The 18,180-nt window shown below is 42.6% G+C and carries 7 protein-coding genes and 8 pseudogenes; all 15 read left to right on the top strand.

Annotated elements, in window-relative coordinates:
• The 15 genes and pseudogenes from ilvC to hemA all read left to right on the top strand — a co-directional run bounded on the left by ilvC (window position 1) and on the right by hemA (window position 18,120).
• Window positions 1–1,023 carry a ketol-acid reductoisomerase gene (gene ilvC, locus JCM19055_RS09285; protein ID WP_042359538.1) on the top strand — a complete coding sequence of 341 codons (1,023 nt, stop codon included), beginning with the start codon at window positions 1–3 and terminating at the stop codon, window positions 1,021–1,023.
• Window positions 1,010–2,559 (top strand): annotated as a pseudogene (locus tag JCM19055_RS09290) (2-isopropylmalate synthase). The gene ilvC and the pseudogene JCM19055_RS09290 overlap by 14 nt, the downstream one beginning before the upstream one ends.
• Window positions 2,560–2,579: 20 nt before the next feature.
• Window positions 2,580–3,653 (top strand): annotated as a pseudogene (leuB, locus tag JCM19055_RS09295) (3-isopropylmalate dehydrogenase).
• A gap of 11 nt (window positions 3,654–3,664) precedes the next feature.
• Window positions 3,665–5,081, top strand: a pseudogene (leuC, locus tag JCM19055_RS09300) (3-isopropylmalate dehydratase large subunit).
• A gap of 12 nt (window positions 5,082–5,093) precedes the next feature.
• A pseudogene (leuD, locus tag JCM19055_RS09305) lies at window positions 5,094–5,680 on the top strand (3-isopropylmalate dehydratase small subunit).
• Window positions 5,681–5,909: 229 nt separating this feature from the next.
• Complete coding sequence (locus JCM19055_RS29175; RefSeq protein WP_265181987.1) at window positions 5,910–6,566, top strand: sodium/glutamate symporter; 657 nt, start codon at window positions 5,910–5,912, stop codon at window positions 6,564–6,566.
• A gap of 50 nt (window positions 6,567–6,616) precedes the next feature.
• The gene (locus tag JCM19055_RS29180; RefSeq protein ID WP_265181988.1) at window positions 6,617–7,333 is read left to right on the top strand and encodes a hypothetical protein; all 717 of its coding nucleotides are present in this window, start codon (window positions 6,617–6,619) and stop codon (window positions 7,331–7,333) included.
• Between the two features lie 103 nt (window positions 7,334–7,436).
• Window positions 7,437–8,366, top strand: coding sequence for a lipopolysaccharide assembly protein LapB (locus JCM19055_RS09315; RefSeq protein WP_042359539.1), 930 nt, complete (start codon window positions 7,437–7,439; stop codon window positions 8,364–8,366).
• A gap of 122 nt (window positions 8,367–8,488) precedes the next feature.
• A pseudogene (tig, locus tag JCM19055_RS09320) lies at window positions 8,489–9,809 on the top strand (trigger factor).
• A 112-nt stretch (window positions 9,810–9,921) separates the two neighbouring features.
• Window positions 9,922–10,062: a ClpX C4-type zinc finger protein gene (locus tag JCM19055_RS25365; RefSeq protein WP_081833577.1), complete on the top strand. Its 141-nt coding sequence runs from the start codon at window positions 9,922–9,924 to the stop codon at window positions 10,060–10,062.
• A gap of 208 nt (window positions 10,063–10,270) precedes the next feature.
• Window positions 10,271–11,550: pseudogene (clpX, locus tag JCM19055_RS09325) on the top strand (ATP-dependent protease ATP-binding subunit ClpX).
• Window positions 11,551–11,681: 131 nt separating this feature from the next.
• A pseudogene (lonB, locus tag JCM19055_RS09330) lies at window positions 11,682–13,354 on the top strand (ATP-dependent protease LonB).
• A 136-nt stretch (window positions 13,355–13,490) separates the two neighbouring features.
• Window positions 13,491–15,839: pseudogene (gene lon, locus JCM19055_RS09335) on the top strand (endopeptidase La).
• Window positions 15,826–16,413, top strand: coding sequence for a ribosome biogenesis GTP-binding protein YihA/YsxC (yihA, locus tag JCM19055_RS09340; protein ID WP_042359540.1), 588 nt, complete (start codon window positions 15,826–15,828; stop codon window positions 16,411–16,413). Before lon ends, yihA begins: the two are co-directional and overlap by 14 nt.
• Before the next feature lie 300 nt (window positions 16,414–16,713).
• The gene (gene hemA / locus JCM19055_RS09345) at window positions 16,714–18,120 is read left to right on the top strand and encodes a glutamyl-tRNA reductase (protein ID WP_081833578.1); all 1,407 of its coding nucleotides are present in this window, start codon (window positions 16,714–16,716) and stop codon (window positions 18,118–18,120) included.
• Window positions 18,121–18,180 lie beyond the last annotated feature (60 nt).

The following is an 18,180-nucleotide window of genomic DNA, read 5'->3' on the forward strand; positions in this document are numbered from 1 at the left end:
ATGGCTACAGTATATTACAACACAGACATCAATGAATCAGTACTAGAAGGTAAGACAGTTGCAGTAATTGGTTACGGATCTCAAGGACACGCACACGCATTAAATATGAAGGAAAGCGGCGTAGATGTTATTATCGGACTTCGTCGCGGGCGTTCTTGGGAGAAAGCTGAGGAAGACGGTTTCCACGTATATGAAGTAAGTGAAGCAGCAGAAAAAGCAGACATTATGATGCTTGCACTTCCAGATGAAGCTCAACCATCAATCTATGAAAATCATATTAAGCCAGCGCTTACGAGTGGTAAGTCACTCGTGTTCGCACACGGTTTCAACATTCACTTTAGTCAAATTCAACCACCTGAAGACATCAATGTTTTTATGGTAGCACCTAAAGGGCCGGGTCATATCGTTCGTCGTACGTACGAATCTGGTGCAGGAGTACCGGCGCTTTATGCAATTCACCAAGATCCACACGGTGAAGCGAAAGAACTCGCACTCGCTTATGCGAAGCAAATTGGTGCAGGTCGCGCAGGGATCATTGAAACAACATTCCAAGAAGAAACAGAAACGGATCTTTTCGGTGAGCAAGCGGTACTTTGCGGTGGTACATCGGCACTCGTAAAAGCAGGGTTTGAAACACTTGTAGAAGCTGGATATCAACCTGAAGTTGCGTACTTCGAGTGTCTTCATGAATTGAAACTCATCGTAGACTTGATGTACGAAGGCGGACTTGAGTACATGCGTTATTCAATTTCAGATACAGCTCAGTGGGGTGACTTTGTTGCAGGACCACGAATCGTAACGGATGAGACGAAAGCTGCAATGAAAGAAATTCTTACAGACATTCAAACAGGAAAGTTTGCACACGGTTGGATTGTTGAAAACCAAGCGAACCGTCCACAATTCAATGCAATCAACAAGCGTGAGCATGAGCATCAATTAACTGAAGTTGGACAAAAGCTTCGTGAAATGATGCCATTTGTAAAACACGATCAAAAAGGAGTGATTTCGCGTGCGGGAAATTGATATTTTTGATACGACATTGCGAGATGGAGAACAACAACCAGGCTTGAATTTGAATCTCGATGAAAAGCTCGAAATCGCCAAACAGCTCGATCGTTTAGGCGTGAACATTATCGAAGCAGGATTTCCTGCTTCGAATGAAGGTGACTTTCACTCGGTTCAAAAGATTGCAAGGGCGGTAAAAAAACAGCACCGTTACTGGGCTCTCTCGTGTCGTGAAAAAAAGATATCGACACTGCATACGAAGCACTAAAAGATACAGCTAACCCGAGGATTCATATTTTTATTGCGACATCTGACATTCACATTAAGCACAAACTATTAATGACACAACAAGAAGTGCTTGATGCTGCTGTAGAAGCTGTACGCTATGCGAAACAGAAGTTTCCTGTCGTACAGTTCTCAGCAGAAGATGCTTGTCGTACGAGTTGGGATTTTCTAACTAAGATCTCGTCTGAAGTCATTCGAGCAGGTGTAGATGTGATCAACTTGCCAGACACGGTAGGTTACACGACACCTAATGAAATTAAAGCGATGTTCCAACATATGAAGCAACATGTTCATGACGTAGAGAAGATTAAGTTATCTGCTCATAACCATGATGATTTAGGGATGGCTGTTGCAAACTCATTAGCCGCAATCGAAGGTGGCGCCGACCAAGTTGAGTGTACGATTAATGGTATTGGAGAACGAGCAGGAAATGCGTCTTTAGAAGAGATTGCTGTTGCACTGCAAATTCGAAAAGACTATTACGCGGCAAACTCAACGCTAAAGCTTAACGAATTAAAGCGCACGAGTAATCTCGTTAGTAAGTTGACGGGGACGATCGTGCCTGGCAACAAAGCGATTGTTGGTGCAAATGCATTTGCCCATGAGTCTGGCATCCATCAAGACGGCGTGCTTAAAGAGAGCACAACGTATGAAATTATTACGCCAGAGCTCGTTGGTGTTGAGAAGAATAGCTTGCCGCTAGGAAAGCTCTCTGGCAAGCATGCTTTCAAAACAAAAATTACCGAACTCGGTTTTGAGTTAGAAGAAGACGACTTAAAACGTGTATTTAAAGCATTTAAAGATCTTGCACACAAAAAGAAAAGCGTGACAGATGACGATATCTTTGCTTTATTAACAGCAGAGAAATCGGGTAGTCAAAATGGTATGTATGAGCTGAAAAGTCTACAAGTGAATGTCGCAACTCAAGAGAACGTCATTCAAACGGCAACCGTGATTGTTCGCACGCCAGACGGTGAAGAAGTTCAAGAAGCGGCGACGGGTAAAGGAAGTGTCGAAGCCGTTTATAACACACTCTCGAGATTAATCGGTGAACCGATACAGCTTGAAGATTATCGCATCCAATCCGTAACAGGTGGAGAAGATGCACTTGCTGAAGTTGTTGTACACCTCACTTACAATGACGAGTCATCACTTGGGCGCGGTACAGCGCATGATGTGCTAGAAGCTTCTGCATTTGCTTATTTAAATGCAGTGAACCGAATTATTAGTGGTAATCCAACAAAAGAACCGATTGAAGAGTTAGTGTAATAAAGAATTGAGGGGAAATGATGGTAAAGAAAATTGCAGTTCTTCCAGGCGATGGTATCGGACCAGAAGTTACTGAAGCTGCTGTTCACATTCTAAAAGCCGTTGCAAAAAAAATACGAATCAACAGTTTGAATTCCATTACGGAAACATTGGAGGGGTCGCCATTGATGAAGAAGGAGACCCCTTCCCCTCTTCAACTGAGGAACTATGTAAATCGAGTGATGCGGTATTATTAGGAGCGGTTGGTGGTCCGAAATGGGATCAAAATGAACCAGCTCTAAGGCCTGAAAAAGGCTTGCTTGCAATGAGAAAGAACTTAGGTCTGTTTGCGAACTTACGTCCGGTCAAAGCGTATGGTCCGCTGCTTGATTCATCTCCACTGAAACGAGAAGTTGTTGAAGATGTGGACGTACTGATCATGCGGGAACTTACAGGCGGCATTTACTTTGGTAAACATGAACGTGAACAAGTAAACGGTGAATGGCAAGCATTGGATACGCTAACGTATTCAGAGTCGGAGATTACACGCATTGCCAAAAAAAGCATTCGAAGCGGCTAAGTTACGAGATCAACGTGTCGTTTCTGTCGATAAAGCAAACGTATTGGAATCGAGCCGATTATGGCGAGAAGTGGTAGATCGTATGAAAACAGATTACCCTGATGTAACAGTTGAGCATATGCTCGTCGATAACGCTGCCATGCAGCTCATTCACGGACCAAGCCAGTTCGATGTTATTTTGACAGAGAACATGTTTGGTGACATTTTAAGTGATGAAGCTTCAATGCTGACCGGTTCACTAGGACTGTTGCCATCTGCAAGTTTAGGGGACCAAGGTGTCGGTTTGTTTGAACCGATTCACGGATCTGCTCCAGATATCGCCGGTCAGAATATTGCAAATCCTTTAGCTGCTATTGCTTCTGCTGCGATGCTCTTGAAATACGGGTTTGAGATGGAAGACGAAGCAAAAGCCATTGACGATGCCATTTTAGAAGCATTAGAAGCAGGCTATCGTACGAAAGATATTGCAACTGAGCAAGGTGCTGTTTCTACAACGACGGAAATGACAGAAGCAGTTATAAAAGCATTACGATAAGGAGGAGTCGTGTGATGGGAAAGACGATCATTGAAAAAGTTTGGGAACGTCATAAAGTTTACGAAGAAGAAGGGAAGCCAGACTTACTCTATATCGACTTGCACCTTATTCATGAAGTGACGTCACCGCAAGCGTTCGAAGGGCTACGACTTAACAACCGTAAACTTCGTAGACCTGATTTGACGTATGCAACGATGGACCATAATATTCCTACGAAAGATCGTGAGACGATCACTGATAAGATTGCGAAAAAGCAAATCGATGTGCTCGTTGAAAACTGTAATAACTTCGGGGTTGAATTGGCAGGGTTGAACAGTCCAAACAACGGGATTGTTCATATTATCGGGCCAGAACTTGGACTCACTCAACCTGGAAAAACGATCGTCTGTGGAGATAGTCATACGTCAACTCACGGCGCATTCGGAGCGCTAGCTTTTGGGATTGGGACGAGCGAAGTAGAACATGTGATGGCAACACAAACGCTCTGGCAAGATCGACCGAAAACGATGGAAGTCGTGGTGGACGGTCGCTTAGAAAATGGCGTTTCTGCAAAAGATATTATTTTAGCTTTGATTGCTAAATACGGAGTGAATTTCGGAACAGGCCATGTCGTTGAATATCGTGGCGAAGCCATTCGAGGCTTGACGATGGAAGAGCGCATGACAATTTGTAACATGTCCATTGAAGGCGGTGCTCGTGCTGGGTTAATTAGCCCCGATCAAGTAACGTTTGACTATCTACGAGGACGAGAAAATGTGCCTGACGGTGATGCATACGACGTAATTGTTGAAGAGTGGAAGCAACTTGCCAGTGATCCTGATGCGAAATTTGATGCGACACTCGTTTTAGATGCGAGTGAAGTGAAGCCGATGGTTACTTGGGGAACGAACCTGGCCAAGGGGTGACAATTGACGGTGCTGTACCTTCACCAGAAGATGGCACAACAGATACTGAGCGTCGTGCAATTGAACAATCCCTTGAGTACATGGGGCTTGAACCAGGGACGAAGATGGAAGACATCAAAATTCAACACGTGTTTTAGGTTCTTGTACAAATGCTCGCATTAGTGACTTGCGTGAAGCTGCACGCTATATAAAAGGAAAGAAAGTGGATAAATCGGTTCGAGCTCTTGTCGTTCCGGGTAGTGTGAAAGTGAAACGACAAGCTGAGGAAGAAGGCTTAGCAACCATTTTTATTGAAGCGGGATTTGAGTGGCGCGATGCAGGATGTAGTATGTGTCTAGGGATGAATCCGGATCAAGTTCCTGCAGGAGAGCGTTGTGCATCAACGTCCAACCGAAATTTCGAAGGGCGACAAGGGAAAAATGCACGTACGCATTTAATGAGCCCAATTATGGCAGCGGCAGCAGCGGTTCATGGACATTTCGTGGATGTTAGAAAGCTAGATGCCATTCCGGCGTCATCGTAAGGAGGGAATAGAATGGAAAAATTCACGACGCACGTTGGAACTGTAGCAGCACTTCCTTATGTCAATATTGATACCGATCAAATTATACCGAAGCAGTTTTTAAAACGGGTAGAGCGTACAGGTTTCGGACAGTTTTTATTTTACAATTGGCGACTACTTGAAAACGATCAGCCAGATCCTGAATTTCCATTGAACTACGAGCGTGCAAAAGATGCGACAATTCTCGTTGCAGATGAGAACTTTGGGTGTGGCTCATCTCGTGAACATGCAGCTTGGGCGCTTCAAGATTACGGCTTTAAAGTCGTCATTGCACCTAGCTTCGGTGATATTTTTTTTACAACAACAGTTTCAAAAATGGTCTACTTCCTGTTCGAATGCCGCTTGAAGTCGTACGGAATTGGGAAGAGAGGTTTGAAGAAGGAACACTGCAATTACGTGTGAACCTTGAAGAGCAAGTGATTGAAGATGACCAAGGCGGGATTCATACGTTTGACATTGACGAGTATTGGAAAAACATGTTGATTCACGGCTTAGATGAGATTGGATTAACACTTCAATACAGTGATCACATTGCTAAATATGAGCGAGCAACTCAATAATATTCGTACAAAAGCCAGCAGATTTTCTGTTGGCTTTTTACTTTGGAGAAGATCTGTATGCGAAACGCGTAGAAGGGAATTACACCGTTCTTCTCACTTGATGAATCTCCATTTTTATCCTCACGGAATTATGTTGTTTTAAATGAATGACGAAGTGGTAAAGAGGTATCATACATACGTATGTACACGTGTGAGAAGCGAGGTTCACAAATGAATAGGATGTGGTTGAATGACAGTTGAAATTGTCGCGTTTGCCTTAATGGTAATTAGTATTGTACTTATTATTGGAAAGTGGATCCGTTTGCGGATTCCCGTTTTTCAACGACTGTTTTTACCTAGTTCATTGCTTGGTGGTTTCTTTGCACTTCTTTTAGGGCCAGAAGTTATTGGAAGAATTATTACAGCAGTCACAGGCGAAGAAGTCATGCCTTACGGGATTTTTACCGAGGGAATTTATGAGGTGTGGGCAGAGCTTCCAGGATTATTAATCAACGTCGTCTTTGCCAGTCTTTTTATTGGGTTTGCATTACCGCGCCTTCAAGAAATATGGAAAGTCGGTGGACCACAAGTCGCGCTCGGCTATACGATTTCTTGGGCCCAATATGCAGTAGGTATGGCGATCGTCTTAGTTATTTTAACGCCGTTGTTTGGCACAAACCCAGCAGCAGGTGCTTTAATTGAAATTTCATTCGTAGGTGGCCATGGTACTGCAGCAGGTCTTTCAGATACATTTGAATCGTTAGGATTCCCGGAAGGTTATGATCTGGCTGTAGGATTAGCAACCGTCGGAATCTTATCTGGTGTCGTCATCGGTATAGTGATGCTTAATATTGCTGCAAGAAAAGGGAAATCTGAAACGTTGAACACCCAGATGACATTTCAGTAGATCAGCAAACAGGAATATTAGATCAAGATCGTCGTGAATCTGCGGGACAAATGACAACTTCTACAGTTTCCATCGAACCATTGGCGCTTCATATCGGTCTTGTCGGTTTAGCAATTTTTATCGGTTATTGGATTTTAGAAGCTTTAGTTTGGGTGGAAGAAGTTCTTTGGTTAGATACCGGTGTAGAAATTATTGCCCATGTCCCTCTGTTTCCATTTGCGATGATCGGTGGAATTATCGTGCAAGTCTTTATGACGAGATATGATAAAAACGACATCGTCGATCGACAAATGGTGAGTCGTATTCAGAATACAGCTTTGGACTTATTAATTGTAAGTGCGCTGGCAACGCTTAGTTTACAAGTGATTGGAGACCACTTATGGGAGTTCATCATTTTAGCTGTCGTTGGTGTTGTCTTAAACGTTATTATGTTTATTTATTTAGCACCACGAATGATTCCACATTTCTGGTTTGAACGTGGTATTGGTGACTTCGGTCAGTCAATGGGTGTTGCAGCGACAGGGATCATGCTCATGAAGATCGTTGACCCTGAACAAAAGACGCCTGCGATGAAAGCGTTTGGTTACAAACAGATCTTCTTTGAACCGATGGTCGGTGGTGGTTTAGTAACTGCAGCAGCGATGCCACTCATTATAAACTTCGGTGCCGTTCCATTTTTAATCGCAACGACATTATTGACCGTTGCATTCTGGTTACTCGGTGTGCTTTACTTCGGTAAGAACAAACAGAATGAACGGCGTGATTAATGTTCGTTTATGAATAGAGGATGAATGATGAGTAAACAAGACAATAAAGTGATTATGTTTCCAGGCATGCAAGAGCACCTCATCAAAAAAAGGGCTACTTGCATTGGAGACGAATAATTATAATGAAGCAATTGAATCGTTCCAACTTCTATTAGACGTCGACCCCGCGCATTATGATGCGGGGTACGGCTGTTTGTTAGCTTACTTAAAAGCAGGGCGGACAGATGATGTGTTAGAACTTGGCAAAGTCTTGATTGAGAATCGACCTTCATCAGAAGGAAAGGTTGTTTCAATCATCATTAGCGCCCTTTCTGAAAACAATCGCTGGTCAGAAGCCATTTCGTGGATTAACCGTTCTTTACGTAGTGAAACGATCAGTGATGAAGAGCGCATGCAAATGCAACAAATATTGACAAATGCCGAGTGGATGGAACAACAATCAGACGTTCAAGTAGAACGAGAAGAGCTTCCTGAAGATCTGCAAAAGCGTTTGTATTCCGGTTCAGAAGAAGAAAAGATGGGTGCTTTTCAACAGATTAAACAATACAGTGTTGCCGCGTCGGTATCAGTCCTTGAAGAAGTGCTCGCTGATGATGAACAAAATCCAGTATTAAAAACGATGATTTTGTTGTATTTAAAAGATGAAGGTTGGAGCGAGTCAGTTGCCGTTAGCAAAGACGATCGTATGCTTTCGTTCGTTCCGAGTGAACTAAAGGGATTCGAAGACTATGAGGCTGAAAAGGAAGCAAAGCTTATCCAGTTGCTCGAACAAACCGTCCTTAATGAAAATCCTCAACTTTACGAAACGGCAACGCAGTTATGGGAGTATGTAAAGTTTAATAAGTATCCATTTGCACTTCCAGCTTTTCATGTTCATACATATGCGGCAGCGCTCCACTTCGAAGCGATGGTGTATGCTGGGATGGTTCAAACAGACGAACTTCAAACAATTGCACACACGTATCATGCGGATGTTCAGGAATTACAAGAAGTCGTCGAAGTTCTCCGAGCGCATCATCAGACAAATGAATAGAAAACTTATGTTTAGGCAAGTTTTTCTATCGGACATTGATTGAAAACAAGGTCGAATATGTTATAATGTAATGGTTGTAATTATGGATGCGTAACCTATGAAACTTGGAGGGAACACAATAAATGACTGCTAAATGGGAAAAAGGTGAAGGAAACCAAGGGGTCCTCACTGTAGACGTAGATGCAAAAGAATTCAACGCTGCGATTGACCAAGCGTTTGATAAAGTGAAAAAAAACGGTCAATGTACCAGGATTCCGTAAAGGGAAAGTACCTCGTCAATTGTTTGAATCACGTTTTGGAGTAGAATCATTGTACCAAGATGCATTAGACATTCTTCTACCAAAAGCATATTCTGAAGCGGTTGAAGAGACTGGCATCGAACCTGTTGACCAGCCAGAAATCGACATCAAAGAGATGGAAAAAGGTAAAACACTTATTTTCACTGCAAATGTTGTCGTAAAACCTGAAGTTGAACTTGGCGAGTACAAAGGTCTTGAAGTACCGAAGTTCGATACAACGGTAAATGACGAAGATGTTAACAAAGAATTAGAGTCACTTCGTGAGAAGCATGCAGAGCTCGTTGTCGTTGAAGATGATGCGGCTAAAGATGGCGACACACTCGTATTTGACTTTGAAGGATTCGTTGATGGAGAGCCGTTCGAAGGCGGTAAGTCTGAGAACTACTCATTAGAGATCGGATCTGGACAGTTTATCCCAGGCTTTGAAGAAGAGCTTGTAGGTGCTAAAGCTGGCGAAGAAAAAGACGTTAACGTAACATTCCCTGAAGAATACCATGCAGCTGACCTTGCTGGTAAGCCTGCAGTATTCAAAGTGAAAGTTCATGAAGTAAAGCGCAAAGAGCTTCCAACACTTGACGATGAGTTTGCGAAAGATGTCGATGAAGATGTCGAAACGTTGGACGAGCTTAAAGCGAAGAAGAAAGAGCAACTCCAAAAAGACAAAGAGCATGAAAAAGAGCACCACGATAACGATGCAGTCGTTGAGAAAGCAACTGAAAACGCGACAGTCGACATTCCAGATGGAATGATCAAGACTGAAACGGATCGTATGATGCAAGAGATGGAGCAACGCTTCCAATCTCAAGGTATTTCTATGGATATGTACTACCAAATGGCAGGTACAGATGCAGAAGGAATGAAAGAGCAATTCAAGCCAGAAGCTGAAAAGCGTGTTCGCATGAACCTCGTTCTTGAAGCAATTGCTGTTGCTGAAGACCTAGAAGCAAGTGATGAGCGAGTTGAAGAAGAGCTCGACAAAATGGCTGAAATGTATCAACGTGAAAAAGAAGAGATTCGTCAACTTCTTGCAATGCAAGGTGGCGTAGAGGCTCTTAAAGGTGATCTTCGCATTCAAACTGCAGTTGATTTCCTTGTTGAGCAAAGCGTTAAAGTTGATAAAGTTGAAGAGAATAGTGCAGAATAATGCATGGGATTAAAAGGCACGAGCGTCATCGTGCCTTTTTCCATCTCATTAAAAGGTAAACGGTTTGATCTTTTATTAATATTCCTGTAAATTGAGAAAGAAGGTAGTCAAAATGACTGAAGAAACAACGAAGCGCCCGGAGCTAAGCTGTTCATTTTGCGGGAAGAAAGAATCTGAAGTGAAGAAGCTGATCGCAGGTCCTGGCGTTTATATTTGTAACAGTTGCGTAAGTCAAGCGCAAAAGCAGTTATAATGATCTTTAAGCGATAGTTTGATCGTGTGAGGCGCTACTGTTGTGCCCGCTTTTTTTCTTGGAATTTTTGTAAAATCACGAATGAATTCTCACATCTCCACGTAAAGCTGTTGAAGAATGGGCAGTATAATTATGGTGGAAATCGAAAGATTTGACGCGGGGTCACAATTCGGTGTAGTCTACATTATACAATAGAGGGGTGAATAACATGATCAAGTTCAACGATGAGAAAGGTCAGTTGAAGTGTTCTTTCTGCGGGAAAACACAAGACCAAGTCCGTAAGCTAGTTGCCGGACCTGGTGTCTATATATGTGACGAATGTATTGAATTATGTTCGGAGATCGTTGAAGAAGAACTAGGAACGGACGAAGAAGTTGAGTTTGAAACTGTTCCGAAACCACAAGAGATTGATGCAATCTTAGATGATTATGTCATCGGACAAGAAGGCGCGAAGAAAGCGTTGTCAGTAGCTGTTTATAACCATTATAAGCGTGTGAATTCAACGGTTAGTACGAGTGGAGACGATGTTGAAATCTCAAAGAGTAACATCTGTCTAATTGGACCTACTGGTAGCGGTAAAACGCTTATGGCCCAAACGCTTGCACGTATTCTTAATGTGCCATTCGCAATTGCGGATGCAACGAGTCTTACTGAAGCAGGTTATGTAGGTGAGGATGTTGAGAACATCTTACTTAAACTGATTCAAGCTGCCGATTACGATGTAGAGAAAGCCGAGAAAGGCATTATCTATATCGATGAGATTGATAAAGTTGCGCGTAAATCTGAGAATCCTTCAATTACTCGTGACGTATCTGGTGAAGGCGTTCAGCAAGCACTCCTCAAGATTCTTGAAGGAACAACAGCTAGTGTTCCACCACAAGGTGGTAGAAAGCATCCACACCAAGAATTTATCCAAATTGACACGAGCAATGTACTGTTTATCGTAGGTGGTGCATTTGACGGAATTGACCAAGTGGTCAAGCGTCGTCTCGGTAAGAAGTTATCGGATTTGGTTCTGAAGGTGATAACGGAGAAATGACATCTGATGATTATTTAGGCAAGTTATTGCCAGAAGACCTTCTTCGTTACGGGTTAATTCCAGAGTTCATCGGTCGTTTACCGGTGATTTCAAGCCTTCGTATGCTTGATGAAAATGCACTCGTTGAAATCTTGACGAAACCAAAGAATGCACTCGTTAAACAATTCCAACGCTTGCTAGAGATTGACAACGTGGAGTTGGAGTTTACGGAAGAGGCGCTTCGTGAAATTGCAAAGAAAGCCATCGAGCGCAAAACGGGAGCGAGAGGACTTCGCTCGATTATTGAGGCAATTATGCAAGACGTTATGTACGACTTACCGTCTCAAGACAATATCAGTCATTGCCAAATTACAGCAGACTGTGTATTGCACGATGCATCTCCAATTCTTACGACCAAGGACGGAGAAAGCATTACACTCGATCAAGTTCAACCGAAAGAAAGTGCTTAAACGAGAGATAACCTGCAGATTCTAATCTGCAGTTTTTTTTATTTGGATAGAGACAAACGTCCAGAGTCATACTACCGATAAATGAAGCCGTGCACGAATCAAAGTGATTGTGCTCATTTAGGAGGAGAACTATGAACTGGACGTCAATCTTCATGGTCGTACAAGTCTTTTTTTGGGGTAGTTATCGGCTTGTACTTCTGGAATTTACTTAAGAATCAACGTACGCAAAAGGTGAGTGTAGACCGAGAATCAAGAAAAGAAATGATGCAACTGCAAAAGCTTCGGTCGATCTCTCTTAATGAGCCACTAGCTGAGAAAGTACGTCCCCAACGACTTGATGACATTATAGGACAAGACCAAGGCATTCTTTCTCTTGAAGCTGCCCTTTGTGGTCCAAACCCGCAACACGTACTCATTTATGGTCCGCCGGGTGTTGGTAAGACGGCTGCAGCTAGGCTGGTGATGAATAAAGCGAAAGAAAATAGCCAATCGCCGTTTGCGAGTGAAGCACCATTTATAGAGCTTGATGGAACAACGGCGCGTTTTGATGAGCGCGGGATTGCAGATCCATTAATCGGCTCGGTTCATGATCCGATTTATCAAGGAGCGGGATCGATGGGGCAGGCTGGAATTCCGCAACCGAAGCCAGGTGCAGTCACAAAAGCCCACGGAGGCATGTTGTTTATCGATGAGATTGGTGAGCTTCATTCAATCCAATTAAATAAGATGTTAAAAGTGTTAGAAGACCGCAAAGTCTTTCTAGAAAGTGCTTATTATAACGAAGAGAACATGAACATCCCTAGACACATTCATGATATTTTTCAAAATGGTTTGCCTGCTGACTTTCGGTTAATTGGGGCAACAACACGTACGCCAGACGAAATTCCGCCTGCCATTCGTTCAAGGTGTTTAGAAGTATTTTTTTAGACCGTTAAAACAAAAAGAATTGTCAATCGTGGCTAAAAAAGCGTCTGAACGCTTAAAAATGACGATGAATGAGAAAAGCCTAGAGACGATCTCAACGTATGTCACAAACGGTCGTGAAGCGGTAAACACCGTGCAAATTGCAGCGGGACTTGCGACGACTGAAAACCGCAAAGAGATCTTTGTTGATGATATCGAATGGGTTGTACATGCAAGCCGATTGACGAGGCGTCCTGAGCGTATGATCCATAGTAAACCTGCAGTGGGGCGAGTAAACGGCTTGGCGGTTTACGGAGCGGACCTTGGAATGTTGTTAGAAATCGAAGCGACTGCTAGAGAAACAGACCCTGAAAAAGGAATGTTAACCGTTACAGGAATTGCTGAAGAAGAAAATGCTGGTAATCAAATGCGGTCGATTCGACGCAAAAGTATGGCAAGAAGTTCAGTGGATAACGTGATGACGGTGTTACGTCGATTGAAAGTACCAGTTGATAGTTATGATATTCACGTAAACTTTCCTGGTGGTACACCAATTGATGGTCCTTCAGCTGGGGCAGCGATTGCAACTGCTATCTATTCGGCGGTACATCAGTTTAAAGTGAAAAATGATATTGCAATTACAGGTGAGCTAAGCATTTGGGGAACGTTAAAGCCTGTAGGGGGCGTGCCTTCTAAGGTGGCAGCTGCATTAGAAGCAGGAGCGAAGACGGCGTACATTCCAGTGGACAATGATGAAACCGTCTTACATCGTTTAGAAGGAATTAACGTCATCCCTCTCACATCGTTAGATGAATTGTTTGATGCCGTTCTTTTAAAAACGGAGCAGCCAAACAAAACAGAGAATGTCATTTGGGATGAAAATCAATCAACATCAATGTAAAAACGCAATAACTGTGCGCCTTCGTGGACACGTGATAGCCGTTGAGCTACAATGGGTATCATGAGATCAACTCCGTCTGTGTATATACTATTAGAGAAACTTTTGAATAGATGCGATCGTTGATGTGAAATGGGGGATGACGTTGACGTCTAGACAAACTGAAAGACGATCGATTCCGCTTTTACCATTGCGTGGAGTGCTCGTATTTCCAGGCATGGTGCTTCATTTAGATGTAGGGAGAGCGAAATCAGTACGAGCTTTAGAGCAAGTGATGGTAGAAGACCAAGAAATTATTCTTGCAAGCCAAGTGGACTTATCTGTAGATGAACCGGCGAAAGAAGACCTTTATGAAGTCGGAACGCTCGCATATGTTAAACAAATGGTAAAGATGCCGAACGGGACGACGAGAATTCTCGTCGAAGGCTTAAAGCGAGCGACAATTGAACAATTTAATGAAAACGATGAGTACTATGATGTTTCAATCACAATTCCTGAACAATCTTCAGATGTTGACGATGAGAAAGCAACAGCTTTAATGAGAACGGTACTTAAACAGTTTGAAAACTATACAAAACTGTCGACGAAAGTATCTAAAGACACGTTAAAGTCCGTGCAAGACATTGATGACCCAGGATATTTTGCTGACTTGGTCGCTTCTCATTTGCCACTTCAAATTAAGCGCAAGCAGTCATTGCTTGAAGCGTTTAGTGTTGAAGCACGTCTTGAGAAGTTGCTTGAGATTCTTGAGAACGAGCGAGAAGTACTCGGTCTTGAAAAGAAAATCGGCCAACGTGTAAAAAAAGTCGATGGAGAAAACGCAAAAAGAATACTATTTGCGTGAGCAAATGAAAGCCATCCAAAAGGAGCTCGGCGACAAAGACGGCAAAGGTGGGGAAGTTGAAGAGCTTCGCTCAAAAATCGAATCCCTTAACATGCCAGAAAATGTTGAAGAAAAAGCGTTAAAAGAACTCGCTCGCTATGAACGCGTGCCAGCAAGTTCTGCCGAGAGTTCGGTGATTCGCAATTATATTGATTGGTTAACATCCATTCCTTGGTCTGAGAAAACAGAAGACCGCCTTGATCTTGCTCATGCGGAGAAGTTTTAAATGAAGATCATTTTGGTTTGGAGAAAGTAAAGGAACGTGTTCTTGAACATTTAGCGGTTCAACAACTTACGAATTCTTTACGAGGACCTATTCTTTGTTTATCTGGACCTCCAGGCGTTGGTAAGACATCACTCGCGAAATCCGTTGCGCGCTCCATTGAACGTGAGTTCGTAAGAATATCTCTTGGTGGCGTTCGAGATGAGGCTGAGATTCGCGGTCACCGTAGAACGTATGTCGGTGCGATGCCAGGGAAGATGATTCAAGGAATGAAAAAAGCAGGAGTCATGAACCCGGTATTTTTACTCGATGAAATTGATAAAATGGCGAATGACTTTAGAGGAGACCCATCTTCTGCAATGCTCGAAGTGTTAGACCCCGAGCAAAACAACCAATTTGGTGATCATTACCTCGAAGAAACGTACGATCTCTCAAATGTCATGTTTATTACGACAGCAAATCAAATCGCAAAAATCCCTGCGCCATTACGAGACAGAATGGAAATGATTCACATTGCTGGGTATACAGAGCTTGAGAAACAAGCGATTGCAACGGATCATTTACTTCCTAAGCAAATCGAAGCTCACGGTTTAACGAAGCAAGACATTCAAATTCGTGAAGCTGCACTTTTGAAAGTCATTCGTTACTACACGCGTGAGGCGGGGGTACGTAACTTAGAGCGTCAAATTGCAACACTTTGCCGTAAAGCAGCAAAAATGATCGTTGCGAAAGAAAAGAAGCGTGTCATCGTAACGGAAGGTCTTGTTACGGAGCTATTAGGGAAGCCGAAGTATCGTTATGGGAAAGCGGAAGAAGAGGACCAAGTTGGTACTGCAACTGGACTTGCTTATACAACGGCAGGTGGCGACACGCTTGCGATCGAGGTATCGCTTGCCAATGGCAAAGGTGGTCTAACGCTAACAGGGAAACTAGGCGACGTTATGAAAGAGTCCGCTCGTGCTGCATTTAGCTATATTCGCTCGAAAGCCGAGGAGTTTGGCATTGATGAGCGTTTTCACGAAAAATATGACGTTCATATTCACGTTCCTGAAGGTGCAACCCCGAAGGATGGGCCTTCTGCAGGAATTACGATGGCAACTGCACTATTGTCTGCGCTAAGTAATCGTCCTGTATTAAAAGAAGTCGGTATGACGGGTGAGATGACACTTCGAGGCCGAGTATTACCGATTGGTGGTTTAAAGGAGAAATCAATGAGTGCTCATCGCGCAGGTCTTACGAAAATCATTTTCCCGAAGGATAATGAAAAAGACTTAGATGATGTTCCTGAAAGTATCCGAGAAACGGTAGAATTTGTACCGGTCACTCATTTCGATGAAGTGATTGCTCATGCATTAGGTGGTGTAATAGATGAACGTCAGTAAAGCAGAATTAAAGATAAGTGCAGTTGGTCCCGATCAGTACCCAGAAGAGAATTGGCCAGAACTTGCTTTTGCTGGTCGTTCGAATGTCGGTAAGTCATCGTTTATTAATACGATCACGCAACGCAAAAAACTTGCTTATACGTCGCAACAACCAGGTAAAACGAAAACCTTAAACTTCTTTAATATTAATGACCTCTGTTATTTTGTAGATATTCCTGGATATGGATATGCAAAAGTCTCGAAGAAAGAAAGAGCAGCTTGGGGACGAATGATTGAGGAATATATAACATCAAGAGAACAATTAAAGGGTGTCGTCTTATTGATTGATGCAAGACATGACCCTTCTGAAGACGATTTAAAAATGTATGATTGGCTAAAGCATTTTGAAATACCAATTATGCTCGTTCTAACAAAGATTGATAAAATCAATAAAACGAAGCGTACGAAACATATTAAAAATATCATTGAAATTATAGATATTGATGAAGATGATGTGTATGTGCCGTTCTCGTCAGAAACTGGTGACGGAAAAGACGAGGCGTGGAAACAAATTCGTAAACTTCTTAACGTGTAATAACAAAAAGAAAAACGCAAAGGTTATCTGATGATAATGTTTGCGTTTTTCTTTTGTACATGTTTTCTTTCAGATTCGGTACACTAATAAAAAATGTAACAACCGAGCACGTTATTTGCAGTTCAGTGCGTTGTATGTTGTAATGGAAAAGATAAAATATCAGGTGTTGTGTCAGAGCTTGTTCACATTTTGAGTGAACCGAGCGTTTTTGATGCGTGTTATAATAGATTGTAGATATTCTTAGTACGGAAATGAGCGTAGACTAAGCAGAGCGATTGGAAAAGTGGGGTGGAGACGGATATGCATATAATCGTTGCTAGCATCGACTACAAAAGGGCCCCTGTCGATTTGCGAGAACAATTTGCATTTGATGAAGAAGAATTACCAAAAGCGTTGAGTATGTTACGAGATATGAAGAGCATTTTAGAGTGCACGATTATTTCAACGTGTAACCGTACGGAAATTTATGCTGTCGTCGACCAACTTCATACAGGTAGACATTTTACAAAGAAATTTATCTCACAGTGGTTTGATGTACAGCCCGAACAATTTCAATCCGTATTAGACATTCGTGAAAATGATGAAGCAATTGAGCATTTACTCAAAGTTTCTACAGGTTTAGAATCGATGATTCTAGGCGAAACTCAGATTCTTGGACAAGTGAAAAGTAGCTTCTCGATTGCTCAAGAGAATGATGCTACAGGAACTGTGTTTAATCAGCTATTTAAACAAGCGATTACATTCGCAAAGCGAGCACATCGTGAGACGTCAATTAACGATAATCCGGCTTCAATTAGCTATGCTGCGGTTGAGTTAGCGAAACAAATCTTTGGTGATTTTACGAATAAACACATTTTAATTCTCGGCGCAGGGAAAATGAGTGAACTTACAGCAAAGCACCTAGAAGCAAACGGTGCAGCGAGCATTACCGTGATGAATCGGACATTCGAACGAGCAGAATCACTTGCAGCGACAATGAAAGCAGAAGCCAAGCCGATTGAAGAACTTCATACGTACCTTGAAGAAGTGGATATTCTCATTTCTTCGACGAGTGCAGATCAATATGTTCTCACACAAGAGATGGTAGCACCAATCATGGAACGACGTTCTACGAAGCCTCTCTTTATGGTTGATATTGCCGTTCCAAGAGACTTAGATCCTGAACTTGGCAAGCTTGAACCAATTTATCTTTATGATATTGATGATTTAGAAGGCATCGTTGCGGCTAATATGGAAGATCGTAAAGAAGCTGCCATCCAAATTGAGGCGATGATGACGCTTGAGATTGAAACGTTCAAGAATTGGATTGATCAGCTCGGAGTAGTTCCTGTCATCTCAGCTCTACGTGATAAAGCCTTAATGATTCAAGCAGAAACAATGGAAAGCATCGAACGCAAAATGCCGAATTTAACAGATCGTGAACGTAAAGTTCTTTCAAAGCATACGAAGAGCATCGTCAATCAGCTTCTGAAGGAGCCGATTACGAGAGCGAAGGAAATGGCTGGAGAAGACGATCGAGAGCAATCATTGTCACTATTTATTGAGATTTTTGGTCTTTCCGATGAAGTCGCAGAAGCAAAGGTTGAGCGATTACAAAGCAACCAATCTTCATCTTTTGCGAATGGAAATGCGTTTATGTCTGACGGTGAAACGAGAGTGTTGCAAGAACTCTTGCAGTATCGTTATGCCAAAGACATGTCTGTATAGATCTTTTTTTTGATACAACCGGAAGGCTCTTTGCTTTCTGGTTGCTTTCATGTTGAACCA

It is taken from the genome of Geomicrobium sp. JCM 19055 (genome assembly GCF_000698185.1).
GTDB classification, from domain to species: domain Bacteria; phylum Bacillota; class Bacilli; order Bacillales; family Marinococcaceae; genus Geomicrobium_A; species Geomicrobium_A sediminis.

Bases quoted from the DNA above. Each gene is read 5' to 3' on its own strand.
- hemA (WP_081833578.1), top strand. From the start codon at position 16,714: ATGCATATAATCGTTGCTAGCATCGACTACAAAAGGGCCCCTGTCGAT.
- JCM19055_RS25365 (WP_081833577.1), top strand. From the start codon at position 9,922: ATGACTGAAGAAACAACGAAGCGCCCGGAGCTAAGCTGTTCATTTTGC.
- JCM19055_RS29175 (WP_265181987.1), top strand. From the start codon at position 5,910: ATGACAGTTGAAATTGTCGCGTTTGCCTTAATGGTAATTAGTATTGTA.
- yihA (WP_042359540.1), top strand. From the start codon at position 15,826: ATGAACGTCAGTAAAGCAGAATTAAAGATAAGTGCAGTTGGTCCCGAT.
- JCM19055_RS29180 (WP_265181988.1), top strand. From the start codon at position 6,617: ATGACAACTTCTACAGTTTCCATCGAACCATTGGCGCTTCATATCGGT.
- ilvC (WP_042359538.1), top strand. From the start codon at position 1: ATGGCTACAGTATATTACAACACAGACATCAATGAATCAGTACTAGAA.